Here is an 18,963-nt window from a genome sequence, read left to right as displayed (position 1 = left end):
AGTGCTCCCCGCCGAGGGCCCCCCGCGGGCCCCCCCCCCCCCCCGCCGGCCCCGCCGCGCGGTGGGGCCTGAGGGCCGTCGGCGCCCCCCCCCCCACACGCCCGGTGCGGCGTTCCTGAACCGGTCCGCTCCCGGTTCAGACCTCCAGTTCGGTCTCGATGCGGCGCAGCTGGTGGCGGGCCATCGCCAGGTTGGCGCGGGCCTTGTCCAGGACCAGGTACAGGAACAGGCCGTTGCCGCCGCGCCCCTTGAGCGGGCGGATCAGGTGGTACTGGCTGCCCAGGGTGATCAGGATGTCGTCGATCTCGTCCTTCAGCCCCAGGAGTTCCATGGTGCGCAGTTTCGAGCGCATGACGTCGGTGTTGCCCGCGGCGGCAACCTCCAGGTTGAAGTCCTTGCCACCGCCGATCGTGCCGAGCGCCATGCCGCTGGTGTAGTCGACGAGTGCGGCGGCCGTCGCGCCGTCGATGGAGCTGAGGCAGTCCTTGAGCGCGGTCTCGGTGTTGGCCATGAGAGGTTTCCTTTCGGTCGTGATCGTTGTTCTGGCCGGTCGCCGGGGCGTGCCGCGGCGGCCGGCCGGGAGGAAGAGCCCGGATTCAGCCGTCGGCCTGGGGCCGGGGCCGGTGTGCGGGCCGCTGCGGAGCGCGCACCGGGAGGGTGCCGATCCGGCGGTCCGCGTCCGGGGCGGGCACGGGTGGTCCTTGTTCGGGCACCGCGCGGTCGGCGTGCCGGCCCGCTCCGGGGCCGGCACCGGAGGCGACCAGGTCCGCGATGCGGGCCCCGCTGCGCCGGCCCTCCAGATGCAGCCGGCCCACGTTGACCCGGTCGTCGGCGAGCAGGGTGAGCACGGTGGTGTTTCCTGCGGCGTAGGTCGCCACGTATCCCCGCGTCCCGCGCACCAGCAGTTCGCGGAACTCTCCGCGGGCGGTGGCGTCCGTCACGCGGTACGCGACGCCGAGCGCGGCGGCGGTGAGCGCTGCCAGCCCCTCCGGTTCGGCGTCGGGCACGTCGTGGGCGAGGACGAGCCCGTCGACGGTGGCCGCGAGCGACCCCGCCAGCCTGGGGACCCGGGTACGGAGCCGACGCAGTTCGTCCAGCACGTCGGTCTCGACGGCCATGAGCAGTCTCCTTTCGGCACGCTGTCGACGCGCGCGGATCACAGGGCCTCCAAGGCGTCCAGGAGCCGTCGCAGCAGCGCTGTGTCGGGCTCTTCCCACGGGGAGCCGGCTTCGCCGGTGCCGTGGGGGACGGCGGCGACGGGCGGAGGTGGGGGCGGTGCGGGGGTGATCAGTCCGGCGGCGGCCAGGCGACGCAGTTCGACGAGGGTGTGGAAGGTGCGGCACGCCAGGGCCGAGGCGATCTGCGCGGCGGTGCTGGTCCCGTCGACCCGGGCGAGGGCCCGGCCGCGGCGGGGCGGCAGGTCCGCCGGGTCGGCGCCGGGCGCGCGGGTGAGCGGGGCGGTGTCGACGGCGGGATCGGGCCAGATGCGGTGCAGCAGATCGCGGCGACGCCGCGACTCGCGCAGCACGCTGTGCACCGGGACGGGGCGGACCGTGCCGAGCCAGTGCGCTGCTTGCGGGCGGAAGCGGAGCGCGGCGGTGTCCTGGGCCAGCGCGAAGTACGCCGCGTCGAACAGCGCGCCCGTGTGGCACAGTTCCAGCGCGCCCGCGGTGAGACGGCCGCTGTCGACCAGCTGGCGGCCGACGCGGTGGCGGGCCCCGGCCCGCTCGACCGCCTCCCACCAGCCGTCGGCCGGGAGGGCACCGCTGCGGGTGAGCAGATCGCCGAGGTCGGGGCTGTACACGGATTCGACGTGGACGATGTGCCCCGCCGCCAGGTAGAAGACCCCGGACTCGGTGGAGAGGGCCCCGGTGGCGCGGTCCGCCGCCAGGCTGCCGAGCACGGCCGGCGCCGATCCGCCGACGGGTGCCGATCCCTCGATGGGTGCCGCCGTGGTCATCCGAGCACCAGCCGGTCCGCCATCTCGGCCAGCCGGATGCGGGCCAGGGCCAGGTTGCCGTCCCGGCGGTCGAGCCACAGGTACAGGAACACGGTGCTGTCGAAGGCCGTGATGACGAACCGGAGCAGGTGGTACGCGTCGACGGTGGTGAGGATGAGGTCCTGGACGGGAGGTTCCTTGCCGGAGGCGACGGACGCGACGGACAGACCGCCGTCGGCCGGTGCGAGTGTGCCGCTCTCCATGGCGAGGCGGGCGAGTTCGGCGGTCTCCGCCGCTGTCGCCTCCGGGTCGTCGCCCGGCGCGTCGCCCACCGCGCCCAGCGCGAGCCCACTGATCCAGTCGACCACCAGTGCACCCCGCGCACCGGGCAGTCGCATGGCTTCCAGCAGGCTCTCGTCGATTCCGGGCACGCCGGATCCCCCCTCATCGCACGGCTGTACCGCGAACGTGACGTCGACGCTACGGTGTGTGCTCGATCGAGGTGAGAGCTTTGGTGTTTTCCCTTGGAATATGCGACAAGGGCACCCCGGTACTGATAGCCTCGGCGATTTTCCCGGTCCGGTGGGCGGCGCGGTGCGGGCAGGGCCTTCCCCTGTGCGGATGACGGGTCGGCCCTGCCCGCCGGATTCCATTGTGGGGACCGGGTACTGTCGCGACCATGGGTGAAAGCCCTCCGTCATGTGTGCGTCCCGCACACCCCGTGCGCGGGACCCGCGTGCGGGGATGACACGTGACACATGAGAACCCCACCGCGCGGGTAGCCGCGGACGAGGACCGCCGCCCGGCGGGCCCCGCGTCAGTTCGCCGTCCGACAGCGACGACAATGGCAGGAGCACGTGCCCCCGCTCACCCCTGGACCCATGCTCACCTCACGCACAGCCCACCCCACGGTCCCTCCGTCCGTCTGGCTGACCGCCGGCCGGTACACCGGCGCCTCGGCGCCGGACGTGCTCCGGCGCACCCTGCACCGGCTGAAGGGCGACGGGAGCATCGACGCCTTCCTGGAAGTGCCCGACGACATGCCCGACGGCGTGCCCGAAGCGGGGCACGGGACGCGGCACGACACGCCGGACCGGGTGTTCCAGGCCCGCGCCCGGGTCTCCGGGGCGGTGACCGTGCGCGCCCGGCTGAGCCTCGGTCCCGCCGGCGGGGACGGGCAGCGCTGGATCCTGGTGGCCGAGGCCGAGCAGCCCTGGGACCTCTCATGGCCGTCCCCCGCGGGCATGTTCTGGCCCCTGGACGACCCGGACCCGGACTGGAACCACGACGCGGCCACGGGACTGCGGCTGGGAGAGGTCAATCCGCTCCCCGAGGACGACAAGGCCGTACGGCGGCTGCTGCGCGACTGCGCGCGGAGCGCAGACGGCACCGGGTGGAACATCCACGTCGTCGTCCACGAGGCGATGACCACCGACGCCCGCGGCCTGCTGCCGCTCGCCTACTGGCTGCCGTCGGGGCTGCGGCATCGCGTGGTGGAGCACCGGGCCGCGCCGCATCAGCTGCGGGTCGTGAACTGGGCGCTGCGGGACTCCGGTGTCGAGGTGCCGCGCGGCGGTGCGGTGGTCCTGCCCGGCGGACCGGTCCCGGACGGCTACGACGCCGGGGAGTTCTCGGTGCGCGCGGTGTTCCTGGACGGCACCCGCCCCGCCGACCTGGTCGACACGGTGAGCCGGTTCGCGGCGCTGCCGCTTCCGCTGCCGGAAGGCGCCGAGGCCGCCCTGACCGCGCTGCGGGAGGACTGGCGCCTGCTGACCCTGGAGGAGGAGCTCGCCCGGGAGCGCCGGCTGGTCGCCATGTACGCCGACGCGCTGGAGGCCATGACGAAGTCCCGCGACCTGTACCGCGAGGCGGCCGAGAGCGCGCACGAGGCGCTGGCCGCCTACCGGGAGTCCGCCGCGGCCTCCGGGCCCCGCGCCCTGCCGCCCGGCAGTACGCCGGCTCCGTCGCCCGTGCGGCAGCTGACGCGCACGCTGGAGCGCCTGAAGTTCGGCCCCAGGGCGGCGCGTCGCCCCGGGGCCGCCGAGGAGGAGCACGGGGCCCCGCCGGCCACCGACGGACGGTCGGCGGCTTCGGACCCGTAGGGCTTTCCCCGTCGCTGCCCGGTCGGCCCGCGCCCGGTCGGCCCGCGCCGGGCCGGTTCCGGCCCGGGCCCGGTGAACCCGGCGTCCCTCCTCGGCCGGCGTGCGTTCAGTCCGGCGCCCGGTGTGTCCCGGGCGCCGGCCACACCGCCCAGTGCCTGCCGGGGAACGGGGACACCACCCGGACGATCAGGGCCGTCAGCGCCAGCAGCGCGGCGGTGATCGCCGTCGCGCCGGCCAGCCACTGCGGGGCGAGCGCGAGGCGGACGGCCCGGGACAGGAGGACGGACGGGAAGGACGAACCGTAGGCGTGCGCCCCGACCAGGGCCGCGGGTACGACGACCGCCGGCGCGAGCACCAGCGCGCCGGGGCGCACCACCAGGATCAGGGCCAGCGCCGTGCAGAGCACCGACAGACCGACGGTGAGGGCGTGCAGACCCAGCGCGGAACCGTCGCAGTGCAGGGGGAAGTGGGCCACCGCGCACAGGGCGAGGGCCACCGCGGCGAGCCAGCTGGACCAGGTCAGGGACCGGTCCGCCGGTTCGGGCGGGTGCACGGGGACGGTGCCGTCGGGTCTCCGGCCGGGTCGCGTGCCCTGCCCCGTTCGCGTGCGGGGCCGGTGGTGCCTGACCCGCCGTCTCGAGCGCAGGGCCGCCGCGCCCCGGGCACCGCGGTGGAGGGTCCGGTACCCGGCCTCCGGCGTCGTTCCGCGCCCGTCCCCGCCCTGGCCGCTGCTCCCGGCCCGGTACGGGGCTCGGTGCCGGTCGTCGTCCGCGCCGTACGCGTCGTCCGCGTACCCGTCGCCGTCCCCGGAGCGGGGCGGGGCCGTCACCGGGCTGCCGGAGCGTTCCGGCGGTTCCTGGGCGGCCAGCCGGTCTATCAACTCGATGAGTTCCTCGACGGAGCGGCCGGAAGCCGCGGCCCGCAGCGCCTCCTCACGACAGTGGGGCGCCAGTTCCTCGTTCTGCAGCAGCTCCACCAGCCGGGTCACGTCCGCCACGGGACGGTGCGCCGCCGCGGCTCGGATCACCTCGTCGGCGCTGTCGGCGTCGCGGGGCGGCCGGGTCAGCAGGGCGACCAGACGGGCGACGTCCTCCACGGGCCGGCCCACCCCGACGGCGCGCAGGGCGTCGACCACGGTCGGCGTGTGCTCGGGCGAGCGTGCCAGCGACGTGATGAGGTCGGCGACCTCCTCCAGGGGGCGGTCCGAGACCGCCGCGCACATCAGGCCGCCGACGGCGTCCCCGGTGCCGGGCGGGGCCGGGTCCAGCAGGCCGGCGCCGGTGACGGAGACCGTCCCGGCGGACGGAGGGGGCGTCGTCGGAGGTGGTGGAAGGGCCGGATCCGTCCCGGCGAGTATCGCGGATTCGTTCGAGGTGTTCGAGGAGGGTGACGAAGAGCAGGTGGTCATGCTCGGCTCCATGAAGAAGGCTGAGGCCGCTCCTCGCCCCCGGACGTACGACGAGCGACGTTACGTGGACCATTACTAGGCCCCCTCGCTCCACACGGCCACTCGGCTGGGCCATGGGTATGACCTGTATTGCTCCATGCTTCCGACGGATGCCATAGCCGGGGCCGTTACCGGGCATCCAGACAGAGACACCATCGCCTCGCCGCACTTGGAGGAGGACACCCGTGGACACCACCGTGGTACTCGTCGTCGCCGTCGTCGCGGCCGCCGTACTGGCCTGCGCCGTGGCCCTCCTGGTGCGGCTGGTGCGCACCCGGCGGGCGTTGCGGGACGCCGGCCTGCCCACGGGCCCGCGCTGGGTCTTCTGGGGTGCGGTCCTCTATCTGGTGCTGCCGGCCGACCTGCTGCCCGACCCCATATATCTGGACGACATCGGCGTCCTGCTGCTCGCCCTGCGCACCATGCGCGGCCCCCTCGGCGCACGTTCCCTCGGGGCGACGCCCCGGCGACCGGACCGTGAACCCGCCGACGACTACGCTCCGTAAGGAAACCAACCACCCGTTCGATTCGTATAAGTCTCTGGAAGCCAAAACAAGTCGGCGGACCAAGCAGCGGCGCACGGTGGGCCGTCGCTGGTCGGCGCGGTACCGACGAGGGAGAGACGATGCAACCGTTCGCGCTCAACTACGCACGTCCGGCACCGGAGTTGGCCGTAACCACTCCGTATGTGTACGACTCTGGACTGCAGTTGAACGTACTCGTCGACGGACGGGTGGCGGCCTGCGATCACGCACTGTTGCGGGAGGTGGGCACCACGACGTCCACCGCGGGGTCCAAGACCCACTTCGACGACTGACCATGGACCACAGACGATGACCGTACTGATCCTCACCTGTGAAGAGGACGTGACCGCCGACATGGTGGTCGTGCATCTGCACGGCTCCGGGGTTCCGGTGGTGCGCCTCGACCCGGCAGACCTGACCGGCGGGGTCTCGCTCTCGGGTGAATACGTCCACGGCCGCTTTCGCGGTCATCTCTCCGCCGGGGGAAGGCTGGTGAGCATCGGCGGGCTGCGGTCCGTGTGGGTGCGCAGGCCGGGCGTCCCGGCCGGGCGGGCGGCCCGGCCGTCCCCGTGGCTGACCGAGGAGGCCGCCCAGGCCCTCTACGGCATGCTGCGCGGCTCGGACGCCCGCTGGATGAACCATCCGGACGCGGCCCGGCAGGCCCGTCACAAGCCGTGGCAGCTACGACTGGCCCAGCGCTGCGGCCTGCCCGTGCCCGCCACGGTGATCACCACTTTTCCGCGCGCCGCCCGGGAGTTCGCCGAGCGCTTCCCGGACCTGGTGGTCAAACCGGTCTCCGGCGCGCATCCGCAGGACCCGCCGCGGGCCGTGCCGACCAGCCGGGTGGCTCCGGACACCGACTTCGCCGCCGTGGCGTTCGGGCCGACGCTGCTCCAGCGGCGGATCGCGAAGCGGGCCGACATCCGGCTCACCGTCGTGGGCGAGCGCCTGCTGGCCGCCCGCAAGGCGACGGCCCCGGACACGGAACCGACGGAGGTCGACGTGCGTTTCGCCACATCCCCCTCTCCCTGGGAGCCGGTCGAGGTGCCGCCACGCACCGCCGACGCCGTCCGCGCCTATCTGCGCGAGGCCGAACTGGCTTACGGAGCCTTCGACTTCGCCGAGGACGCGGACGGAACGTGGTGGTTCCTGGAGTGCAACCAGTCAGGTCAGTTCGGATTCGTCGAGGTGGAGACGGGACAGCCGATCGCCCGTGCCGTCGCCGAGTGGCTGGCCCGGCCCCTGCCCAAGGAGACCCCGGGTGTCAACGGGGTGCGCACCACGGCGCGTTGAGACCCGCTACCACCTCCGGGCGCGGCGGTGCGGGCCGTTCCCTCCGGGTCAGTGCGGCCGGGGGCCGGGCAACAGGGCGGTGCGCTGCCAGCCGTTTCCCGGAGACTGCGGACGGTCGAGGCCCGGGGTGTACCCGGAGGACTGCAGGGGCCGCATGACCAGCTCCAGTTCCCTGCTCACTCGTTCGGCCTCCCGGCGGACCTGCGCGGGCACATCGCCGCGCTCCGTGATGAGTCGGTCGTAGATGGGGGAATCCTGGAACACCCGGCAACGCGCCTCTCTGCTCGTCGCCCCCGGAGCGGGAGGCGCGACTGCCGAGTGTAGGTGCCCGGACACCATGACGCGGGAATTCACCCGTACGACTTGACGCAGACCGGGACAGGAGGGGCGGCCCGCGCGAGCCCCGGGCCGGGCCCGGCGCGGCCCGGCCCGGCTCGGTCAGGCTCCCGTCGTGGAGCCGGGGCGAACGATCATGAGGATCGTGACCGTCGCCCACAGCAGGTTGAACACACCGGTGGACATGGCCAGTCGCACCGTGGCCCGCCGGTCGACGGCATGGCCCTGTGCCAACTGCTCGACGAACTCCTCCTGGCCGGGCAGGACGAAGGCGATCAGGATGCCCGCGGCAGCCGCCGTCAGGGCGATGGAGGTGATGAGCCAGCCGTCGCCCAGGACCCCCATGGCGAGGGCCGTGGCGAGCCCGAGGACGGGCACCGCGATCCCGATCCGGGCGTAGACCCCGCAGATGCGGTGCAGCACTCCGACCGTGGTCGCCCCCGCCGCCGCGGGCCCGCCGCCCTCGGCGGCGGCCCGGCGCACGGCCGGCGGGAACATGCTCGCCGCGACGGTCACGGGACCGACGGCGATGATGGCGGCGAGGACGTGGACGGACAGCAGGAACTTGGTCACCTGGGCTCTTTCCTTGGTGCGGGCAGCGGTGCCGGGCCCACGCTAGAAGTCCCGGGGACGAGCGCCCAGGGGCTGGATCGACAGCTTCCGACGGGTTCCCGCCAACACCCCCGAGCTGCCCTCCCGGACGTCGCCGTACCGCCGCCCCGGCTCCGCCCGGCTCCTGCCGGTGGCGGGAATCCGTCTATCGTGGCGCTCATGCACTCCGTGGCGATTCTGTTGCTCGACCGGGTCATCCCGTTCGACATGGCGGCCCCCATGCAGACCTTCGACTGGACGCACCTGCCCGACGGCCGGCCCGCCTACCGGGTCCGCCCGTGCGCGGAGACACCCGAGGTGGTGGCGGACGGCGGGCTGGTCCTGCGCGTCGACCGCGGGCTGGAGGCCCTGGCGGACGCCGACACGATCATCGTCCCGGGTTGCGCCGAGGGTGCCGCGCCGCTCTCCCCCGCCGTCCGCGCGGCACTGCGCCGGGCGGCCGGGGCGGGCACCCGGATCGCCTCGGTGTGCGTGGGCGCGTTCGTCCTGGCGGAGGCCGGGCTGCTGGACGGGCTGCGCGCCACCACGCACTGGGTGGCAGCGAGCCGGCTGGCCCGTGACTTTCCGCACGTCGAGGTGCAGCCCGACGTGCTCTACGTCGACAACGGGCAGATCCTCACCTCGGCCGGCGCCGCCGCCGCCCTGGACATGTGCCTGCACATGATCCGCCGGGACCTCGGCTCGGCCGTGGCCGCGAACACGGCCCGGATGTCCGTCATGCCGCTGGAACGGGAGGGCGGGCAGGCCCAGTTCATCGTGCACCAGCACCCGCCCGTGCCCCGCGGGTCGGCCCTGGAACCGCTCATGGAGTGGCTCGAGGACAATCTGGCGCACGAGGTCACCCTCGGGACGATGGCGGCGCGCGCCGGGATGAGCGAGCGCACCTTCGGCCGCCGGTTCCGTGAGCAGACGGGCAGCACTCCGGTGCAGTGGCTGCTGCGGGCGCGGGTGCGGCGGGCACAGTACCTGCTGGAGAACAGCGACTACACCGTCGAACGGATCGCCCAGCAGTCGGGGTTCGGCTCACCCACGGCGTTCCGTGAGCGGTTCCGCAAGGTGGTGGGCACCACACCGCATGCGTACCGGTCGGCGTTCCACGGGCGACGGCCCGTCGCGGGCGCCGGCTCGTAGCCGAAGACCCGCCTGCTGCGGCGGAACGGCGGAACACGGCCCGAAAGCCGTCACCCGACCAGGGCCCGGCCGCTCTCGTCGTCCACGTCCGTGGTCCGGACGTCCGTCACGGTCCGCTCCCCGGTGAGCAGCGCGTCCGCGCGGGCGACGGCCTCGCGGATGCCCGCCGTTCCCGTCATCACGCAGAGCGTGTACGTGATGTCCTCCAGCTCGCGCGCCGCGACGGGCGAGTACCGCTCCGCCTGCGCGATCCGCAGCGTCGCGTAACGCGTCAGCAACTGTCTGACCCTCTTGGGATCCGGTACCAGCACGAAAACGCCTCTCTCTGATCTCCGAGTGTGACGGGCGCTTACCCGGAGCGCACCGAAACATTCATCCCATTTGCTCGACTGGCCTGAATCGGTGAGACCCGGTGCTCCGTCGCCCCGGCCGGTGTGACACGCTCGGGCCGACATCGGGCCGGGCACCACCGGCCGGCGGCGGACACGGCTCGGGAGAAGCGACGGCATGCGTATCGGACTGCTCGGCACCGGCCCCTGGGCGCAGATGGCACACGCCCCCGCGCTGAGCGGGCACCGGGACCTCGACTTCGTCGGCGTGTGGGGCCGCCGCTCCGACGCCGCCGCGGAGCTGGCCGGCCGGCACGGCACGCGCGCGTACGACGACGTCGACGCCCTGATCGCCGACGTGGACGCCGTCGCCGTGGCCCTGCCGCCGGACGTGCAGGCCGGCCTCGCGGTCCGTGCGGCGCGGGCGGGACGCCATCTGCTGCTCGACAAGCCGCTCGCCCCGACGGTGGCGCAGGGGCGGGCGGTGGCGGAGGCGGTCGAGGAGACGCGGGTCGCCTCCGTGGTCTTCTTCACCACCCGTTTCCAGCCCGAACCGGCCGCGTGGATCAGTGAGCAGGCGGGCGTGGGCAGTTGGTTCACCGCGCGGGCGGAGTGGCTCGGATCGGTGTTCACCTCCGGCGACAGTCCGTTCGCGGACTCGCCCTGGCGGCGGGAGAAGGGGGCGCTGTGGGACGTCGGCCCGCACGCCCTGTCCGTACTGCTGCCCCTGCTCGGCGACGTCCGGCGGGTGTCGGCGGCGGCGCACGGCCCCGGTGACACCGTCCACCTCGTGCTGGAGCACACGAGCGACGCTTCGAGCACCATCACCCTGAGCCTGACCGCGCCCCCGGCCGCCGCCGGCGCCACCGTGGAACTCCGCGGCAAGTCCGGCGTCACCGTCCTGCCGGAGACGGCCCACGGGGCGGTCCCCGCCCTCGGACGGGCCGTCGACGCGCTCCGCGCCGCCGCGGACACCGGCAGGCCTCATCCCTGCGACGCCGCGTTCGCGCTCCGCGTCACCGAGATCCTGGCCACCGCGGAGACCCTGCTCGACAGCGGAGCGGTCCGTTCCGGCCCCTGACGTCTCCGGCTTAAACGACGCTTAAGAAGCGCTTAAGCAATCGCGGGGTTTCCGTACACCGTTCAAGTAACCGCTGTTCAGGGCAGGTCGAGGGACAAGTCGGACCGTTGGCGGGGGTCGTTCCGGTCCGTACCATCAAGGCCGTGCGCAGGCGTCGGCGCACGGCCTGAGAGCGCTCTCAGGCTCCTTGGGGCGCTCCACTCCCGAGGTCCCAGGCCGGGTCGACGCCGTCCGGAACCCCCACGATCACCTCAGGAGACCCCCCACATGACTCCTCGTCACCAGCGTTCCCTCGGCCGCCGGAAGGTCCTCTTCGCCCTCGGTGGGGCAGCCGTGGCCGCGCCCGCCGTCGCCGCGCTCGCCCCCCACGCCCTCGCGGAGTCGCCCGCCGGCACGAAGGCCGCCACGGCCGCCGCGGGCTCCCTCCCGCTGACGGTCGTCAACAACAGCGGTTCCTTCGACAACGCGAGCGTGCACCTCTACATCGTGGGCAACCAGGACGGCCGTCAGGTGCGGGTCACCCCCGACGGCGCCCTGGCCCCGATCGCCCTGTCGGACAACGGCGCCGACGGCTTCACCGACTACGCGATCAGCCTGGCCGGCAGCGGCGAGACCAGGCTGTCCCTGCCGTACATGTCCGGCCGTGTCTACGTGGCCCTCGGCGGGAAGCTCAAGTTCAAGGCCGTCGCGGACGGCGACGGCAACGCGGCGCTGCAGTATCCGGCGGGCTGGGTCACCTCGGACCCCAACTACGGCGTGCTGCACGACTGTGCCGAGTTCACCCACAACTCCGCGGGCATGTTCTGCAACACCACGATGGTCGACATGTTCAGCCTGCCGCTGAGCATCCGGCTCACCGGCTCCGAGGACCAGACCACGGGCGCCTTCCGCGAGGGGGGTCGCCGTGCCGTGTTCGACGCCGTCAGGCGGGCGGAGGCGTTCTCGCGGCTCGTCGTGGACGACACCCGGATCATCGCGCCGGGACACGGACTGGACTCGGGCCTGTTCGCCGAGGACTACCTCGCCCCGTACATCGACGAGGTGTGGAGCACCTACACCGGCCGGGACCTGAAGATCACCACCAACGCCGGCACCTTCACCGGCCGGGTGCGCGGCGACCGGTTCACCTTCGACGGGCCCGCCCAGGTCTCCTTCGGCAAGCCGTCCACCCGGGACGTGCTCTTCTGCGACGGCGCGCTCGCCGCTCCCAACGACGGCACGACCGGCCCGGTCGCCGCCGTGCTCGGCGCCGGCTTCAACCGCTCGACGCTGCTCAGCCACCCCGACCAGCCGACCACCGACGCCTCGGCCTTCTACCGGACCGAGCTCACCAACCACTACTCCAAGGCCGTGCACACGGCCACCCGGGACGGAAAGGCGTACGGCTTCGCCTTCGACGACGTCGCCGACTTCGCCTCCTACATCCAGGACACGGCCCCCACCGGCCTGCGCCTGACGCTGTCGCCCTTCTAAGGCCCGTCCGGACGGCGTCTTCGCAGTGTTTTCCGCGGGCCGGGGAAGGTACTCCTGCACGTGAGGAGCGGCCCTTCGAGGCGGTGCCCCACGTGTTCCGGATGCACGGCGGGCTCCCGCGTTGAATGGTGATATCGGACCCGATGACCGCACCGGGCCGCTACAACGTCCGGACCCGAGGAGCCAGAAGATGTCGACGTCACAGCCCGAGGAGTCCAGGCCGTCCGAGGACCGCACCACCCCGGACGGCCTGCTCCACGCCCGTACCGGCACCGATGTGTCGCCGGAGGACCTCGTCCTTGCCTCCGGCAAGGACCTCACCCCGCAGAGTCTCGAATGGGCCAAGCGCAAACTGGCGGAGGAGGGACCCGCCGCACTGGACAAGCTGCTTCCCTGAACCCCGGGCCCGGTGGTGTGGCGCCCCGGATGCCAGGTCCCGGCCCGATCGGCCCCGACCTGCCGGGACGAAGCAGGCCGGGCCCGAGCAGGCCGGGGCGGGTCCGACCGGCTCAGGTCCTGTCCCGGTTCCCGTCCCGGCCCTCCGGCAACGCCGTTTCGTCCTCCACGACGTGTACAGCGGCCTCTTCCGCACCGGCGGCCCCCGCGTCGATGCCGACGTCCTCGGCGACGGCCTCCTTCGTGCTGTCGGTGCGGACGCCCTCGTCCGGTGCGACCAGGCGTCCGGCACGCTCGGTGCCGGTCTCCGGGTCGACCGGTTCGCCCTCTCCCCCGGGGAGGTCCCCCACGCCGTCCCCGCCGGGCACGGCGGTGTCGGGCACTTCCTGGGCCAGCCGTTGGTCCAGGCTCTCGCCCTCGTGCTGTTCGGCGGCCGTGGTGCCGTGCCGGGTCACGCCGAGCGGCTTCTCCGGCGGGGAGTAGCCCTCGTCCAGGATGTCGTCATAGGTCCGTTCGTCGACGGCGTTCTGCCGGTCGAGGGGCGCGGCGTCCTCCTGCTCCTCGTTGCCTCCGGTGGGCTGGTACACGTCGTCCGCCATCGGATCGGTGCCCACGGTGTCCTCCCTGGTCGTGTTGGGTCGGCTCGTTCCTCTCGGGTGTCCGGTTCACGTTTCCCGTTATGAGCCGTCCAACCCCGATTCGACCTGCGGGGTCCTGCCGCGCCCCGGCGGTCCGGGCGTCAGCCGGAGGCGTCCTGCCGGGGTGCCGGGGCGATGCGGGCCTCGAGGTCGCCGACCCGGTGGACCGGCCAGGGCCGCGCGTAGTGGGGTGGGACGCCGCCGGGGCCGGTGAGCGCGGCCACGGGGACGCGGTCCGCGGTGCGCAGGATCTCCGCCACCGTGATGTTCTCGTTGTTCCCGCCGGTCTCGCCGGAGGAGCAGCCGGTGTAGTAGCCGACGGGGATGGCCTCGTGGCCGGTGATCAGACAGGGCGGGCGGACCCCGAGCCGGTGCAGTTCGCCGGCGGCGCGGGTCCAGTCCCGGCGGCTTTCGGTGTTGCGGTCGACGGTGCGCACCAGGACGGCCAGCTGCACCGCCAGATGGCCGGCCAGGGCGAGCGCGACCAGTGCCGCCACGACCGGGCGCCGTCTCCCTCCCGGGTGCCGCTTCCCGTCCGGTTTCCCGACCAGGTGCCACAGTCCGTCGGCGACGGGAATCGCGAGCAGGGCGTAGGCGGGCTGGAGGAAGCGGGGCGCCGCGTACCCGATCATGAACAGGTACGGGAGGGCGGCCGTGGTGGCGCAGGCCAGCGGTGTCACGGTACGCAGGGCACGCCGGGCCCGTACGGCGACGACCAGTCCGAGGACGGCGAGCAGGGGCAGGGCGAACCACCAGAGGGTGATCACCGGATGGGGCATCGGCCCGGTGCAGGGGCGGCACAGGCCGCGCCCGCCCAGGCTGCGCAGCTGGTCGTCGACGGCCAGGTGCCAACCGAGCCCGCCCTGGATGCGGGAGGCCTCGGCCAGCCGCTCCCCCAGGCCGCCGTAGCCCGCGTAGGCCTCGGCCACCCATTCGGCCGCGCCCGCGGCGAGACCCGCCGCCGACGCGAGCAGCAGCCGCCAGTGGCGGCCGGCCAGGGCGAGGACGAACAGGGGGACCGTCACCCAGACGGCGTCGGTGGGCCGCATCCACGCCATCAGCGCGGCCCCCGCCACGACGCCCCACAGCGCGCCGCACGCCGCGCGGTCGGCGTGGTACCGCAGGAAGGAGCCGACCGTGATCAGGGCGCCGATCGCGACCCAGTGGTTGGGCATGGCCTGGGGGCCGTAGAAGAGGGTCACCCACAGGGAGGCGTAGAAGGCTCCGGCGGCGACCAGGACCCGGGTGGGGAACAGGCCACGCCAGGCGCGCAGCGCCAGGTACAGGGCGAGGCCGGACAGCAGGGCGAGGTAGACGCGCAGCAGGACGGTGGACGAGGACCAGGACGCGACGGGCGCCACCAGGAGCGAGACGCCGCGGGAGCGCGGGGCGCTGAAGAAGGCGGCCGGGTGGTGGGACGTGACCTGGCTGACGTAGACGATCTCGTCCCAGCCGAGTCCCAGGCCCGGTCGGACCAGGACGAGTTGGGCGAGGGCGAAGACGGCGGCCAGGGCCACGAGCGGTGCGGCGCCGGCGGCCGGGCGGGGCGCGCCCGGGGACGTGTGCGCGCGTCGCCGTCCTCCGGTGAGGAGCAGGCCGCTTCCGTCGGGCATCGTCCGTCCCTTGCATCCCTCGCTCCGGCGAGCCGCCGGCAGGCGAACTGCGCGAACACGGACAAGCTAACCCGCAAGGGACAGGCGGGGAGAGCGGAGTACGGCCGTTCGCCTCATCCCGTCCGCGGGGGCCGCCGCTCCCCCGGTCCCTCGAGGAGCTCCTCGAGGTCCGTCACGACCCGGTCGGCGCCGTGGGCGTACAGCGCGTCCGGTCGTCCGACGCGGTCCACGCCGACCACGTATCCGAAGTGACCGGCGCGGCCCGCGTCCATGCCGGCCAGCGCGTCCTCGAACACGGCGGCCCGGCCGGGAGGCACCCCGAGGTCCCGGGCCGCGGCGAGGAAGGTGTCGGGGCGCGGCTTGCCCGGCAGGCCGCGTTCGGCGGCGACCACGCCGTCGACGCGGACGTCGAAGAGGTGCTCGGCGCCGATGGCGCGCAGCACGTCGAGGCAGTTGGCGCTGGCGGAGACGACAGCGGTGCGCAGCCGGCGGGCGCGGACCGCCCCGATGTACCGCAGGGTGCCGTCGTAGGCGTCGACCCCGCCGGCTCGGATCCGCTCCAGGAGCAGCTCGTTCTTGCGGTTGCCGAGCCCGTGCACGGTCGGGGCGTCGGGCGGGTCCCCGGGTTCCCCCTCGGGCAGTCCGACGGCCCGGGAGGCGAGGAAGGTGCGTACGCCGTCGGCACGCGGACGGCCGTCGACGTACTCGGCGTAGTCGCCGGCGTCGAAGGGCCGGAAGCCGGCACCGTCCCGCTCGCGCAGGAAGGCGTCGAACGTCTCCTTCCAGGCCGCCGCGTGCACGGCGGCCGTCCTGGTGATGACGCCGTCGAGGTCGAAGAGGCAGGCCAGGATGGTCTTGGGCAGGCCCAGATCCGTCATACCGGACACCTTCCCCGCTCGGCGGCGGACACGAACAGCGCGGATGACAGACTCGTCCGTGTGACGCCCACCTTCGACGGTCTCCTCAGCCGCGCCCGCGCCCTCACCGGGATCGGCCGGCGCGCGGTGCTCGGCATCGCCGGCAGCCCGGGCTCCGGCAAGTCCACGCTCGCCGGGCACCTGGTGCGGGAGTTGAACGGCACCGGGGAGCCGTGGGTCGCGCACGTCCCCATGGACGGCTTCCACCTCGCCGACGCCGAACTGGACCGCCTCGGCCGCCGGGACCGCAAGGGCGCCCCGGACACCTTCGACGCCGCCGGGTACGCGGAGCTGCTGCGACGCCTGCGCGAGGAGACGTACGACGACGTCGTGTACGCGCCCGGCTTCGAACGGGTGCTGGAGCAGCCGGTCGCGGGTGCCGTGCCGGTGCCGCCGACGGCCCGGCTGGTGGTCACGGAGGGGAACTACCTGCTGCTGGACACCGGCGCCTGGGCCCGGGTCCGGCCGCAGCTCGACGAGGTGTGGTTCTGCGAGCTGGACGAGGAGGAGCGGCTGCGCCGGCTGGTGGCCCGCCACGAGGAGTTCGGCAAACGCCATGACGAGGCGGTGGCCTGGGCCCTTCGCACGGACCAGCCCAACGCCGAACTGATCGCCCCGACCCGGCGCCGCGCCGACCTCGTGGTGCCGACGTCCGCGGTGCCGCGCGCGGACACCGCGGCATGAGTGCGCCGCCGCCCTGAGCGGCTCGGGCCGTCCACCGGGTCGTTCCCGATGGACACGGCACGGCCCGGTGCTTCATGCTCCGGGCCATGATCCGAACCGCCACCGTGCACGACGTCCCCGAGATCCTGGCGATGATCCACGAACTCGCCGCCTACGAGAAGGCCGCCGAGCAGTCCCGCGCCACCGAGGAGCAGCTGCGCGAGGCGTTGTTCGGCGCGCACCCCGCCGCGTCCGTCCTGATCGCCGAGGACGACGCCGACGGCCGGGTCGCGGGCTTCGCCCTGTGGTTCCCGCGTTTCTCCACCTGGACGGGCGCCCGGGGGATGTACCTGGAGGACCTCTTCGTACGTCCGCACGTCCGGGGCGCCGGGCACGGCAGGGCACTGCTGGCCGCCCTCGCGGCGATCTGCCGGGAGAACGGTTTCGAGCGCTTCGAGTGGGTGGTGCTGGACTGGAACGAGCCGACGATCGGCTTCTACCGGTCGCTCGGGGCGGAGTTCCTGGGCGACTGGACGGTGTGCCGGCTGAGCGGCGCCCCGCTGGCGGACCTCGCCGCTCAGGCGCCGGCCGTCGTGCGGCGCGCTGCCTGACACTCACCCGCCGCCCCGCCGCCGCCCGGAGGAACGGCGCGCCCCTCCGGCCGCTTGACGCCCGACAAGGGCGCGGCGGTGCGAGAGTGGGGCGGTATGAGTCGTCTTCCGGTGGGGCGCGGGCCGCGGCGGGCGTTGCCCGGCGAGGGTGAGCGGGGGTCCGTGCCGACGGCGGCCGTGGTCCGCCCGGCCGGCCCGGGGCGGCGGTGGCCGGTGGCCGTGGTGACGGTGCTGCTGCTCGGGCAGATGGCCGTCGCGATGGTGACCGCCGCCGTGCGGCAGACTCCGACGATCGACGAGCCGGTGTACGTGGGCGCGGCCGCCGTGTATCTGGAGGAGCGCAGCCTGCGGTACAACCCCGAGCATCCCCCGCTCGGGAAGCTGGTGGTCGCCGCCGGGGTCGCGGTCGCGGATCCACACCTCGATCCCGAATTCCGCGGGAACCAGAGCGAGTTGGGGCGGCATCTGTTGTACGAGTCGGGCAACGACCCGTGGCGGCTGATGCTGTGGGCCCGTCTTCCGGTGATCGCGCTGACGCTGCTGTTCGGGCTCGTGGTGTTCGCCTTCGCCCGCGAACTCACCGGTGACGCGGGTGCGTCGGTCGCGCTCGCGCTGTACTGCCTCTCCCCCGACGTGATCGCCCACGGCTCCCTGGCGACGCTCGACGTACCGGCCGCCGGGTCCGTCCTGACCTCGGTGTGGCTGCTGTGGCGGGCCCGGCTGCGGCCCCGGCTCCATCTGCCGCTCGCCGGTGCGGCGCTGGGGGCGGCGCTGGCGACGAAGATGAGCACCCTGCCCGTGATTCCGGTGCTGCTCGCCCTCGCCGCGGTGCCGGTCTGGCGGGCGTCCGGGGGCGCCGCGGGGCGCAGGCTGCTGCGGGCGCTCGCCGGGGCGTCCGTCGTCGGGCTGGTCGCGGTCGCCGTCGTCTGGGCCGCTTACCTGGTCGTCGATCCGCGACTGCGCTGGGATCCGCAGCAGGTGCCCGCGGTGCACGGACTGCGGGGCCTGGCCGTGGAGTCGCTGCCGTTCCCCGAGCCCTACCGGGACGGCGTGCGCGTCCAGTTCGCCCTCGAGAACCGCCCCTGGGAGGGCTTCCTCTTCGGCCGGGTCTACACCGGCTCCCTCTGGTACTACCTGCCGGCCGCGCTGCTGGTGAAAACGCCGCTCGGCGCGCTCGCGCTGTGGACCGCCGGAACCGCCGCGGTGGTGGCGGTGCGGCGGTTGCGGCCCGCGGCGCCGTATCTGACGGCGGCTCCGGCGGTGCTGCTGGCCGCCGCCATGTACGGCAGCCGGGACTTCGGCACGCGGTACGCCCTGTTCCTGCCGATGTTCCTCGCGGTGGCGGCGGGGTGCGTGCTCGTCCTGCGGTGGCGGTGGGTGCCGGTGGTCACCGCGGTGCTGGTGGCGTTCGTCGCGGCCGGCTCGCTGCGGACGTATCCGCACTATCTGCCGTACTCCAACGAGGCCTTCGGCGGCCCGGCGAAGACGCGGCTGCGGCTGCACGACTCCAACGTGGACTGGGGCCAGGATCTCGGCCGGCTCGCCGATCGGCTGCGCGAGCGGTACCGGGGGGAGCGGATCTGGCTGGTGTACAAGGGCAGCGGGGTGCCGTCGTACTACGGCATCCGCGCCGCCGATCCGCTGCGGGTGCCACCGGGCCGGGTGCGCGGGGTGCTGGCCGTGTCGGACTCGGCGGCGGCCAAGGCGACCGGCAGATTGGCCGAGTTGATCGACAGCAGCCGTCCGGTCGACGACGTCGGCCATTCCATCACCCTCTACCGGCGGTGACGGGCCCGCACGGACGTCGGCCGCCCGGCGGCCTCGGTGTCGCTCGAGCCCGGTCGCCACCGTGCGTGGG

At 73.8% G+C, this 18,963-nt stretch carries 22 protein-coding genes; 11 read left to right on the top strand and 11 right to left on the bottom strand.

Annotated features, from left to right (window positions below):
* Positions 1-136: 136 nt before the first annotated feature.
* The 4 genes from ACWEQO_RS21845 to ACWEQO_RS21830 all read right to left on the bottom strand — a co-directional run bounded on the left by ACWEQO_RS21845 (position 137) and on the right by ACWEQO_RS21830 (position 2,370).
* The gene (locus tag ACWEQO_RS21845; protein WP_361456808.1) at positions 137-511 is read right to left on the bottom strand and encodes a roadblock/LC7 domain-containing protein; all 375 of its coding nucleotides are present in this window, start codon (positions 509-511) and stop codon (positions 137-139) included.
* Between the two features lie 85 nt (positions 512-596).
* Positions 597-1,118, bottom strand: coding sequence for a roadblock/LC7 domain-containing protein (locus ACWEQO_RS21840; protein WP_452984875.1), 522 nt, complete (start codon positions 1,116-1,118; stop codon positions 597-599).
* A gap of 38 nt (positions 1,119-1,156) precedes the next feature.
* Positions 1,157-1,960, bottom strand: a complete 804-nt coding sequence (locus ACWEQO_RS21835) for a hypothetical protein (protein ID WP_452984874.1) — start codon at positions 1,958-1,960, stop codon at positions 1,157-1,159.
* Positions 1,957-2,370 carry a hypothetical protein gene (locus ACWEQO_RS21830; RefSeq protein ID WP_452984873.1) on the bottom strand — a complete coding sequence of 138 codons (414 nt, stop codon included), beginning with the start codon at positions 2,368-2,370 and terminating at the stop codon, positions 1,957-1,959. Before ACWEQO_RS21830 ends, ACWEQO_RS21835 begins: the two co-directional genes overlap by 4 nt.
* A 450-nt stretch (positions 2,371-2,820) precedes the next feature.
* Between ACWEQO_RS21830 and ACWEQO_RS21825 the strand changes: the two genes are divergently transcribed.
* Positions 2,821-4,041 (top strand): hypothetical protein, encoded by a 1,221-nt coding sequence (locus tag ACWEQO_RS21825; protein ID WP_452984872.1) that lies wholly within the window; start codon positions 2,821-2,823, stop codon positions 4,039-4,041.
* Between the two features lie 106 nt (positions 4,042-4,147).
* Here ACWEQO_RS21825 and ACWEQO_RS21820 read toward each other — a convergent pair whose 3' ends face one another.
* On the bottom strand, positions 4,148-5,449 hold the full coding sequence (locus tag ACWEQO_RS21820; protein ID WP_452984871.1) for a hypothetical protein: 1,302 nt from the start codon (positions 5,447-5,449) through the stop codon (positions 4,148-4,150).
* 224 nt (positions 5,450-5,673) lie between these two features.
* Between ACWEQO_RS21820 and ACWEQO_RS21815 the strand changes: the two genes are divergently transcribed.
* The 3 genes from ACWEQO_RS21815 (at position 5,674) to tgmB (ending at position 7,305) form a co-directional block, all read left to right on the top strand.
* Positions 5,674-5,994 (top strand): YkvA family protein, encoded by a 321-nt coding sequence (locus tag ACWEQO_RS21815; RefSeq protein WP_452984870.1) that lies wholly within the window; start codon positions 5,674-5,676, stop codon positions 5,992-5,994.
* Between the two features lie 119 nt (positions 5,995-6,113).
* Positions 6,114-6,305 (top strand): putative ATP-grasp-modified RiPP, encoded by a 192-nt coding sequence (tgmA, locus tag ACWEQO_RS21810; protein WP_279331803.1) that lies wholly within the window; start codon positions 6,114-6,116, stop codon positions 6,303-6,305.
* A gap of 16 nt (positions 6,306-6,321) precedes the next feature.
* The gene (tgmB, locus tag ACWEQO_RS21805) at positions 6,322-7,305 is read left to right on the top strand and encodes an ATP-grasp ribosomal peptide maturase (protein WP_361456830.1); all 984 of its coding nucleotides are present in this window, start codon (positions 6,322-6,324) and stop codon (positions 7,303-7,305) included.
* A 48-nt stretch (positions 7,306-7,353) separates the two neighbouring features.
* On the opposite strand, the gene ACWEQO_RS21800 is transcribed toward tgmB, so the two are convergent.
* Together ACWEQO_RS21800 and ACWEQO_RS21795 are read right to left on the bottom strand one after the other, a co-directional pair.
* Positions 7,354-7,569, bottom strand: coding sequence for a hypothetical protein (locus ACWEQO_RS21800; RefSeq protein ID WP_361456833.1), 216 nt, complete (start codon positions 7,567-7,569; stop codon positions 7,354-7,356).
* 174 nt (positions 7,570-7,743) lie between these two features.
* A complete protein-coding gene (locus ACWEQO_RS21795; RefSeq protein WP_361456836.1) occupies positions 7,744-8,214 on the bottom strand; it encodes a hypothetical protein in 471 nt (156 codons plus the stop codon).
* A gap of 198 nt (positions 8,215-8,412) precedes the next feature.
* On the opposite strand from ACWEQO_RS21795, the gene ACWEQO_RS21790 reads away from it, so the two are divergent.
* Positions 8,413-9,384 (top strand): GlxA family transcriptional regulator, encoded by a 972-nt coding sequence (locus ACWEQO_RS21790; RefSeq protein WP_452984869.1) that lies wholly within the window; start codon positions 8,413-8,415, stop codon positions 9,382-9,384.
* A 50-nt stretch (positions 9,385-9,434) separates the two neighbouring features.
* On the opposite strand, the gene ACWEQO_RS21785 is transcribed toward ACWEQO_RS21790, so the two are convergent.
* Positions 9,435-9,695, bottom strand: coding sequence for a DUF5133 domain-containing protein (locus ACWEQO_RS21785; protein WP_452984868.1), 261 nt, complete (start codon positions 9,693-9,695; stop codon positions 9,435-9,437).
* Between the two features lie 196 nt (positions 9,696-9,891).
* Here ACWEQO_RS21785 and ACWEQO_RS21780 point away from each other — a divergent pair, with 196 nt between their 5' ends.
* The 3 genes from ACWEQO_RS21780 (at position 9,892) to ACWEQO_RS21770 (ending at position 12,664) form a co-directional block, all read left to right on the top strand.
* Positions 9,892-10,794, top strand: a complete 903-nt coding sequence (locus ACWEQO_RS21780; RefSeq protein ID WP_361456845.1) for a Gfo/Idh/MocA family protein — start codon at positions 9,892-9,894, stop codon at positions 10,792-10,794.
* 267 nt (positions 10,795-11,061) lie between these two features.
* Positions 11,062-12,267 carry a glycoside hydrolase family 64 protein gene (locus tag ACWEQO_RS21775; protein ID WP_452984867.1) on the top strand — a complete coding sequence of 402 codons (1,206 nt, stop codon included), beginning with the start codon at positions 11,062-11,064 and terminating at the stop codon, positions 12,265-12,267.
* 190 nt (positions 12,268-12,457) lie between these two features.
* Entirely contained in the window at positions 12,458-12,664 is a 207-nt protein-coding gene (locus ACWEQO_RS21770; RefSeq protein WP_361456851.1) for a hypothetical protein, read from the top strand.
* 112 nt (positions 12,665-12,776) lie between these two features.
* Here ACWEQO_RS21770 and ACWEQO_RS21765 read toward each other — a convergent pair whose 3' ends face one another.
* From ACWEQO_RS21765 to ACWEQO_RS21755, 3 genes are all read right to left on the bottom strand, one after another.
* A complete protein-coding gene (locus ACWEQO_RS21765) occupies positions 12,777-13,277 on the bottom strand; it encodes a DUF5709 domain-containing protein (RefSeq protein WP_452984866.1) in 501 nt (166 codons plus the stop codon).
* Between the two features lie 125 nt (positions 13,278-13,402).
* Complete coding sequence (locus tag ACWEQO_RS21760) at positions 13,403-14,914, bottom strand: hypothetical protein (RefSeq protein ID WP_452984865.1); 1,512 nt, start codon at positions 14,912-14,914, stop codon at positions 13,403-13,405.
* A gap of 113 nt (positions 14,915-15,027) precedes the next feature.
* Positions 15,028-15,792: a beta-phosphoglucomutase family hydrolase gene (locus tag ACWEQO_RS21755; protein ID WP_452984864.1), complete on the bottom strand. Its 765-nt coding sequence runs from the start codon at positions 15,790-15,792 to the stop codon at positions 15,028-15,030.
* Between the two features lie 60 nt (positions 15,793-15,852).
* On the opposite strand from ACWEQO_RS21755, the gene ACWEQO_RS21750 reads away from it, so the two are divergent.
* From ACWEQO_RS21750 to ACWEQO_RS21740, 3 genes are all read left to right on the top strand, one after another.
* On the top strand, positions 15,853-16,515 hold the full coding sequence (locus ACWEQO_RS21750) for a nucleoside/nucleotide kinase family protein (protein WP_452984863.1): 663 nt from the start codon (positions 15,853-15,855) through the stop codon (positions 16,513-16,515).
* 86 nt (positions 16,516-16,601) lie between these two features.
* Positions 16,602-17,105, top strand: coding sequence for an N-acetyltransferase family protein (locus tag ACWEQO_RS21745; protein WP_452984862.1), 504 nt, complete (start codon positions 16,602-16,604; stop codon positions 17,103-17,105).
* A gap of 96 nt (positions 17,106-17,201) precedes the next feature.
* Positions 17,202-18,893 carry an ArnT family glycosyltransferase gene (locus ACWEQO_RS21740; RefSeq protein WP_452984861.1) on the top strand — a complete coding sequence of 564 codons (1,692 nt, stop codon included), beginning with the start codon at positions 17,202-17,204 and terminating at the stop codon, positions 18,891-18,893.
* Positions 18,894-18,963: the final 70 nt, after the last annotated feature.

Source organism: Streptomyces sp. NPDC004051, from assembly GCF_053604275.1.
Note: the sequence above shows the minus strand (reverse complement) of the source record. Positions and strands in the feature narration are given on the sequence as shown.